Origin of the sequence: Hydrogenophaga sp., assembly GCF_051007235.1 — a bacterium.
Lineage (GTDB): Bacteria > Pseudomonadota > Gammaproteobacteria > Burkholderiales > Burkholderiaceae_C > Hydrogenophaga.
In genome coordinates, this window is record NZ_JBPCSJ010000014.1 from 1 (window position 1) to 7,180 (window position 7,180).

The following is a 7,180-nucleotide window of genomic DNA, read 5'->3' on the forward strand; positions in this document are numbered from 1 at the left end:
CCTGCGACGCTGCGCGTCTTCCCCCTCTCCTGCGGGAGGGGGACGCAGCCAGTGGCCCGGCGAAGCCGGTTCCACGGCTGCCCTGGAGGAGGCACGCGCTCCGGAGACGCCCTTGCCGCGCCTGGCCGGCGACGGCATCGTCTGGCTGCTGGTGCTGGCCGAGCTGCTGACCTTCGGCCTGCTGTTCGTCTCGTTCGCGGTCGCGCGGCATCTGCAGCCCGACGTGTTTGCACCCGGCCAGGCGGCGCTGAGCCTGCACACCGGTGCGCTCAACACCCTGCTGCTGGTGGCGGCCAGCTGGGCGGCGGTGCGCGCGGTGCGCTGTTTCGAGGCGGACCAGGGCAGGGCGGGTTCGCACTGGTTGCTGGCTGCGCTGGCCGGCGCCATCGGCTTCCTGGTGGTCAAGACCCACGAATTTGCGGGCAAGGTGCAGGCCGGCTTCGACTGGGCCACCAACGCCTTCACGCTGCTCTACACCCTGCTCACCGGCTTTCATTACCTGCACGTGCTGGTGGGCGCCATCGTGTTCGCCGTGCTCTGGTTCAAGGCCCGCGACGGCGCTTACGGGCGGTCCAACCACATGGCCCCCGCCTCGGGCGCCGTGTTCTGGCACATGGTCGACCTGCTGTGGATGGTGCTGTTCCCGCTGGTCTACGTCATCCGCTGAAGCTGGAGACCCTCATGCGATTCACCAGAACTGACACCGTCTTCGCGCTGCTCGCGCTCGCCACCCTGGCCAGCTGGTGGCTGGGCGAGGGCGCTGCCGCCAGCGGCCAGCACCTGGGCACCGTGGCGACGCTTGCCGTGCTCGCCCTCTCGGCCGTCAAGGGCGCGCTGATCGCGCTGGACTACATGGAACTGCGCCACGCCCCCGCGCTGTGGCGCCGCGCGGTGATGGGCTGGCTGGTGGTGGTGCTCGGGCTGATCGCGGTGGTCAGCGTCGGGCTGCGCGGCTGATCAGCGGCCCCGCCGCACCGCCCGCACCATCACCCCCCCGAACAGCACTAATGCCAGCGCGTGCCCGGCCCCGGCGGCCGCCAGTCCCGCAGGCCAGCCCGTGACCGTGGCCACCACCCGCAGCGCCAGGCTCGCGCCCAGCACCGCCAGCGGCAACAGTGCCCAGCGCGTGGGTTCGGGCCGCCAGCCGGCCAGCGCGGGTAGCATGATGGGCGCGTGGCCAAAGACCATGGCCATGACGAAGCCCAGCCAGAGCGCGTGCCAGGCGACGGGCTGGCCCAGCAGGCCGAGCATCGAAGCCGCCGCCAGCCAGACGTAGCCCACCACCAGGCAAATGGCGGTGTGCCCCGCCCAGCCCTTGGCGCGCCATTGCCGGGTGGCCACGTCCCAGCGCAGCAGCCAGGCGGCCAGCAGGGCCATGGCGATCCACCACAGCACCGCGGCCACACCGGGCCGCCACAGCGCCAGCAGCACGGCGGCCACCGAGCCGGCCCAGACCAGCAGGAAGGCCTTTGCCGCCCAGTCGGGCAGCTTCACCAGCCGCGTGAGCTCGCGCCGTTCGCCGGCGATGGTGAGCACCAGGAAGGCGCTCCAGCCGATGCGGGCGGCGTCCATCTGGCCCAGGGTGAAGGCGAGGTTGGCCAACAGCAGGGCCAGCGCGCCCGAGGCTTCCACCGCCAGCGGCAGCGACATGGCGCGGTGCGAACCGGCCCAGGCGTAGAGCCACACCAGCCCGGCGGCCGACCCGACCCACATCACGCCCGCGGCGGTCCACAGGCCCGCGCCCCAGGCCGGCCAGCCGCCCAGGGCCGCCAGCACCGGCACCCACAGGCCGCGCCGCAGCGCCACCACGCGTTCGAGCGCGATCAGGGCGCCGAAGAAGCCGGCCATCATCACCGCGCCGTGGGCGGCGATGGCGTGGGCGCCCGTGGGGCCAAAGTCCTGCGCGGGCAGACTGCCGAGGCGAACCAGGCCGCCGCCAACGGCGCCCAGCAAGTTGGTGATGGCCAGGAGCGCGGCCACGGCGATGGCCCAGCGGGGCAGGGGCAGCGGATCGGGCGCGCGCGCCGGGCGGGGCGGCGTCACCATCCGAAGCGCGCCCGCAGCGCCGGGGCCAGCCGCTCGGGCGACCACTCGGTGTCCCAGTCCATCTGCACGTCCACCGCGGTGCCGGGTGGGCAGGCGCGCTGCACGGCGGTCTGGGCGTCGTCCACCATCACGTCGGCCATGGGGCAGGTGGCGCTGGTGGGAATCAGCGTGACGCTGACGGCGTTGCCGTCGATGTGAACGTTGCCGACGACCCCCAGGTCCACCAGGTTCTCGCCCATTTCAGGGTCGTCCACGGTGGCCAGGGCGGCCATGACGGCGGTGTGCAGATCGGTGTGCGGTGGCTGTGTGTCCATGGGGCCCCACTGTGCAGGGTCCTTCTGCACCCATCCTTGAACTGGTTCAAGGACGATACCCGAGCAAAAAAGGAGGATTCCCCCATCGCAACCGATGGAGGGTTCCATGAGCCAGAGTCAGAGCGGGTTCACCAAGCAGATGGCCCGCAACATGTTTTACGGAGGCAGCCTGTTTTTCGCGCTGCTGTTCGCGGTGATCGTCTTCGACACCGAGCAACGCATCCCCGAGCGTTCCAACGCCAAGGCCATCACGCCCGCGGTGATCGCGGGCAAGAAGATCTGGGAGACGCGCAACTGCATCGGCTGCCACACGCTGCTGGGCGAAGGCGCCTACTTCGCGCCCGAGCTGGGCAACGTCTACAAGCGCCGAGGGGGCGACTTCATCAAGGCCTGGATACAGGCGCAGCCCACGGGCGCACCGCACCGCCGCCAGATGCCGCAGTTCAACCTGAACGAACAGCAGCTCAACGACCTGGTCGAGTTCCTCAAGTGGACCGGCGAGATCAACACCGAACAGTGGCCGCCCAACATCGAAGGCTGATCGGAGAAACACCATGACCATCGCAACACTCAAGTACCAGAGCCAGTCGGTCTCCAAGCTGTATTTCATCGCCGCCATGGCGCTGTTCGCCGGGCAGGTGATCTTCGGCATCACCCTCGGTCTGCAATACGTGATCGGGGACCTGTTTTTTCCGTACATCCCGTTCAATGTGGCCCGCATGGTCCACACCAACCTGCTGATCGTGTGGCTGCTGTTCGGCTTCATGGGCGCGGCCTACTACATGGTGCCGGAGGAATCCGAGACAGAGCTGTACAGCCCGCTGCTGGCCAAGATCCTGTTCTGGGTCTTCCTGGCCGCCGGTTCGCTGACCATCGTCGGCTACCTCACGCTGCCCTACGCCAAGCTGGCCGAACTGACCGGCAACGACATGCTGCAGACCATGGGACGCGAGTTCCTGGAGCAGCCCTTGCCGACCAAGATCGGCATCGTGATCGTGGCGCTGGCCTTCCTGTTCAACATCACCATGACGGTGCTCAAGGGCCGCAAGACCGCCATCTCGGTGGTGCTGCTGATGGGTCTGTGGGGTCTGGCGCTGTTCTTCCTGTTCAGCTTCGTCAACCCGCACAACCTGGTGCGCGACAAGATGTACTGGTGGTTCGTTGTCCACCTCTGGGTGGAAGGCGTGTGGGAACTGATCCTGGGTGCGCTGCTGGCCTACGTGCTGGTCAAGACCACCGGCGTGGACCGTGAAGTGATCGACAAGTGGCTGTACGTGATCATCGCCTTCGCGCTGATGACCGGCATCCTGGGCACGGGCCACCACTTCTTCTTCATCGGCCTGCCCGGCTACTGGCAGTGGATCGGCTCGATCTTCTCGGCCATGGAACCGATTCCATTCTTCATGATGACGGTGTTCGCCTTCAACATGGTGCAGCGCCGCCGCCGTGAACACCCGAACCAGGCCGCCGTGTTGTGGGCCGTGGGCACCTCGGTCATGGGCTTCCTGGGCGCCGGCCTGTGGGGCTTCATCCACACGCTCAGCCCGGTCAACTACTACACCCACGGTTCGCAGGTCACGGCCGCCCACGGCCACCTGGCCTTCTATGGTGCCTATGTGCTGGTGGTCATCACGCTGATCAGCTACGCCATGCCGACGCTGCGCGGCCGCATCGCCAACAGCCGCAAGGCCCAGTCCACCGAAATGTGGAGCTTCTGGATCATGACCATCGGCATGGCGGTGATGGTGCTGGCCCTGACCGGCGCCGGCATCCTGCAGGTGTGGCTGCAACGCATGCCCACCGAAGGCGCCATGAGCTTCATGGCCACGCAGGACCAGCTGAGCTTCTTCTACTGGACCCGCATCGCCGGTGGCGTGATCTTCCTGATTGGCCAGTTCACCTACTTCGCCAGTTTCTTCATCGGTGGCGAGCCGGTGCGCGCCGAGACCGTGACGGGTGCTGGTGGCGGCATGCTCGGTGCCCGCCCTGCATGACATGAACCACCCCTGCGCCGCCTTCGGCGTCACCCCCTCCAGGGGGCGATGCCAGCCGACTGGCCAAGCCAGATCGGCGGCATCCCTGGAAGGGTTGTCGCGGGCGTCGCAGATGTTGAGCAATCCAACCAGCAATGAGTGTTTCAGTCATGGACCACAGTGAACAGCAGCACCTGGTGAACGCACCGTTCTACGCCGAACAGGCCGGCGAGGTCGCGCTCTTCGAGCACGCCTTCCGCCAGCGCCTGCCGGTGCTGATCAAGGGGCCCACCGGTTGCGGCAAGACCCGCTTCGTGGAGCACATGGCCGCCCGCCTGGGGCGCCCGCTCATCACCGTGAGCTGCCACGACGACCTGAGCGCGGCCGACCTGGTCGGCCGCCACCTGATCGGCGAGCAGGGCACGGTGTGGGCCGACGGGCCGCTGGCCCGCGCGGTGCGCAGCGGCGCCATCTGCTACCTCGACGAGGTGGTCGAAGCCCGCAAGGACACCACCGTGGTGCTGCACCCGCTGACCGACGACCGCCGCGTGTTGCCCATCGAACGCACCGGCGAACAGCTGGTGGCGCCGCCGGGCTTCATGCTGGTGGTCAGCTACAACCCGGGTTACCAGAACCTGCTCAAGAGCCTCAAGCCCAGCACGCGCCAGCGCTTCGTCGCGCTGACCTTCGGCTACCCGGCGCCCGAGGTGGAGCGCGGCATCGTGGTGGCCGAAGCGGGCGTCGAGCCGGCGCTGGCCACCCGGCTGGTCAAGCTGGCCGAGGCGCTGCGCCGCCTGACCGACCACGACCTGGAAGAAACCGTGAGCACGCGCCTGCTGGTGATGGCCGCGCGCCTGGTGGCCAGCGGCCTGCCGCTGAAAGTGGCCTGCCGCTCGGCCATCGTCGATGCGCTGACCGATGACTTTGAAACCGCAGCCGCCCTCGACGAGGTCGTGCAGGCGATGCTCGGCACCTGAACCTGTTTGCAGCGGCGGCGCTGCGCTTTCCTCCTCTGTTTGTCACACCCCATGCAACGCCGCCGCCTCTTCTTCCAGCTGGGCTTTTTCGCCCTGTTCCTGCTGGCTCCCGCGCTGAACCTGCTGCGCTTCGACCTGCACGAGGCTCAGCTCTGGGTGCTGGGCCAGCGCTGGAGCCTGGGCATCGACGCCTTCCGTTCCGGCGAGATCACGGCCAACCAGGCCGCGATCCAGATCTTCGTCAGGGCCTTCCTGCCCGCCATCGCGCTCATCGTGGCCTTCCTGGCGGTGGCCTGGAAGTACGGCCGCCTTTACTGCGGCTGGCTGTGCCCACACTTCACGCTGGTGGAAACGCTCAACACCGCCTTGCACCGCGCCTGCGGCAAGCTCAGCATCTGGGACCCACACCGCACCTTGCGCGCCGGCGTGGAGACCTCAGCCCGCTGGTGGCCGGTGTTTTTCACGCTCTGCGCCGTGTTCGGCTTCCTGTGGGCGATCACGCTGCTGACCTACCTGCTGCCGCCGGCCGAGATCTGGGGTGGTCTGCTGGCAGGCACGCTCACACCCAACCAAGCGCGTTTCCTCATCGCGGGCTCGGTCATCTTCACGCTGGAGTTCGCCTTCGCACGCCACCTGTTCTGCCGCTTCGGCTGTGCGGTGGGCCTGTTCCAGAGCCTGGTGTGGATGGCCAACCCCAAGGGCATGGTGGTCGCGTTTGATCGCGACAACGCGCGCGATTGCCGCACCTGCACCACCGCCGCCTACCCGCAGGGCTCGGCGTGCGACAACGGCTGCCCCATGCGGCTGCACCCGCGCAACATCAAACGCATGATGTTCTCGTGCGTGCAGTGCGGGCAATGCCTCGATTCGTGTGAAGAAACGCGGACCGCGCAGACCAGCGAGCCACTGCTGGAATGGAAGGTCGGCGCCGACGCGGTGCGCGAAACCCTGCGCCAGCGCAAGGCAGAACGCGAAGCGGCCGCCGTCCTCGAAAGGAAGATCTGATGGAAGAGTGGGTCGGCCAACAGTGGGACCGCTTCATTCGCCGTGCGGCGCACCGCCAGCACGACGCGGCCGCCGTGTCGCTGAGCGAGGTGCAGCGCACGCTGGCGCTGATGTTCCGCGCCGCCGGCGGTGCGCACGCGGTGCGGCTGAGCCCGGCCAGCGAACGCCGCGTGGGCGGCGCCCGCGACTGGGTGCAGCGGATGGCCGGCACCGGCACGCACGCGGCCACCGGTCGGCTCGAACCCGAGGCGCTGTCGCTGCCGCCCAGCATCGCGGTGCACGCCGATCCAGCGCTCAACCGCTCGCTTTACCTGTGGCTGGCCGCGCTGGCCGCCCACATCGAACCCTCCGGCGACTGGATCGCCGACAACCTGGCCGCGCAGCAGCGCGTGCTGCCGTTGTTCCCCGGCTTGGCCGACCGTTTTGAGCGACTGCTGGCGGCCGAACGCGCCTTGCGGCCCGACCCGGCGCGCCTGCGTGGCCGCGCGGCCGAGGCCGAACGCCGTGTGCAGCAGGCCTTGGCCGGCCGGCTGGAGATGGGGCAGGGCGCCGCCGTCGGCGTGCAACCCGATGAGGTGGCGCCGGTCTGGATGTGGCTGGACACCACCGCCGCCGCCACCACGCAGCCGGTGGCGCGTGACCAGGAACCGGCCGAGGCGGGGGCGCCGCGCCCCGCCGCGCAGGACGGCCGCCGCCGCCGCGCCCAGGCCGTGGTGGACGAACGCGACAAGGCGCCGCTGATGATGTTCTTCCGCGCCGAGTCCATCTTGTCCTGGGGCGAGTTCGTCAAGGTCAACCGCGCCAGCGACGACGACGAGGACGGCAACGCGCTGAACGCCGCCAACGACATGGACGTGCTGGCCAT

8 protein-coding genes and 1 pseudogene are annotated in these 7,180 nt (G+C 68.8%); 7 read left to right on the forward strand and 2 right to left on the reverse strand.

What is annotated here, in order from left to right; genetic code table 11:
- The first annotated feature begins 112 nt into the window (after positions 1–112).
- Both ACR2JA_RS00430 and ACR2JA_RS00435 read left to right on the forward strand, forming a co-directional pair.
- Positions 113–667 (forward strand): cytochrome c oxidase subunit 3, encoded by a 555-nt coding sequence (locus ACR2JA_RS00430; protein WP_434007168.1) that lies wholly within the window; start codon positions 113–115, stop codon positions 665–667.
- A 14-nt stretch (positions 668–681) separates the two neighbouring features.
- Positions 682–957 carry a cytochrome C oxidase subunit IV family protein gene (locus ACR2JA_RS00435; protein WP_434007169.1) on the forward strand — a complete coding sequence of 92 codons (276 nt, stop codon included), beginning with the start codon at positions 682–684 and terminating at the stop codon, positions 955–957.
- Here ACR2JA_RS00435 and ACR2JA_RS00440 read toward each other — a convergent pair whose 3' ends face one another.
- Positions 958–2,046 (reverse strand): hypothetical protein, encoded by a 1,089-nt coding sequence (locus tag ACR2JA_RS00440; RefSeq protein WP_434007170.1) that lies wholly within the window; start codon positions 2,044–2,046, stop codon positions 958–960. It lies immediately after the preceding gene.
- A complete protein-coding gene (locus ACR2JA_RS00445) occupies positions 2,040–2,360 on the reverse strand; it encodes a metal-sulfur cluster assembly factor (protein WP_434007171.1) in 321 nt (106 codons plus the stop codon). The genes ACR2JA_RS00440 and ACR2JA_RS00445 overlap by 7 nt, the downstream gene beginning before the upstream one ends.
- A gap of 106 nt (positions 2,361–2,466) precedes the next feature.
- Here ACR2JA_RS00445 and ACR2JA_RS00450 point away from each other — a divergent pair, with 106 nt between their 5' ends.
- The 5 genes and pseudogenes from ACR2JA_RS00450 to ACR2JA_RS00470 form a co-directional block, all read left to right on the forward strand.
- Complete coding sequence (locus ACR2JA_RS00450; protein ID WP_434007172.1) at positions 2,467–2,901, forward strand: c-type cytochrome; 435 nt, start codon at positions 2,467–2,469, stop codon at positions 2,899–2,901.
- A gap of 13 nt (positions 2,902–2,914) precedes the next feature.
- The gene (locus ACR2JA_RS00455) at positions 2,915–4,354 is read left to right on the forward strand and encodes a cbb3-type cytochrome c oxidase subunit I (protein WP_434007173.1); all 1,440 of its coding nucleotides are present in this window, start codon (positions 2,915–2,917) and stop codon (positions 4,352–4,354) included.
- 149 nt (positions 4,355–4,503) lie between these two features.
- Complete coding sequence (locus tag ACR2JA_RS00460; RefSeq protein ID WP_434007174.1) at positions 4,504–5,310, forward strand: CbbQ/NirQ/NorQ/GpvN family protein; 807 nt, start codon at positions 4,504–4,506, stop codon at positions 5,308–5,310.
- A gap of 51 nt (positions 5,311–5,361) precedes the next feature.
- Positions 5,362–6,315: a 4Fe-4S binding protein gene (locus tag ACR2JA_RS00465; protein WP_434007175.1), complete on the forward strand. Its 954-nt coding sequence runs from the start codon at positions 5,362–5,364 to the stop codon at positions 6,313–6,315.
- Positions 6,315–7,180 (forward strand): annotated as a pseudogene (locus ACR2JA_RS00470) (nitric oxide reductase activation protein NorD); the annotation flags it as partial. The gene ACR2JA_RS00465 and the pseudogene ACR2JA_RS00470, both read left to right, overlap by 1 nt.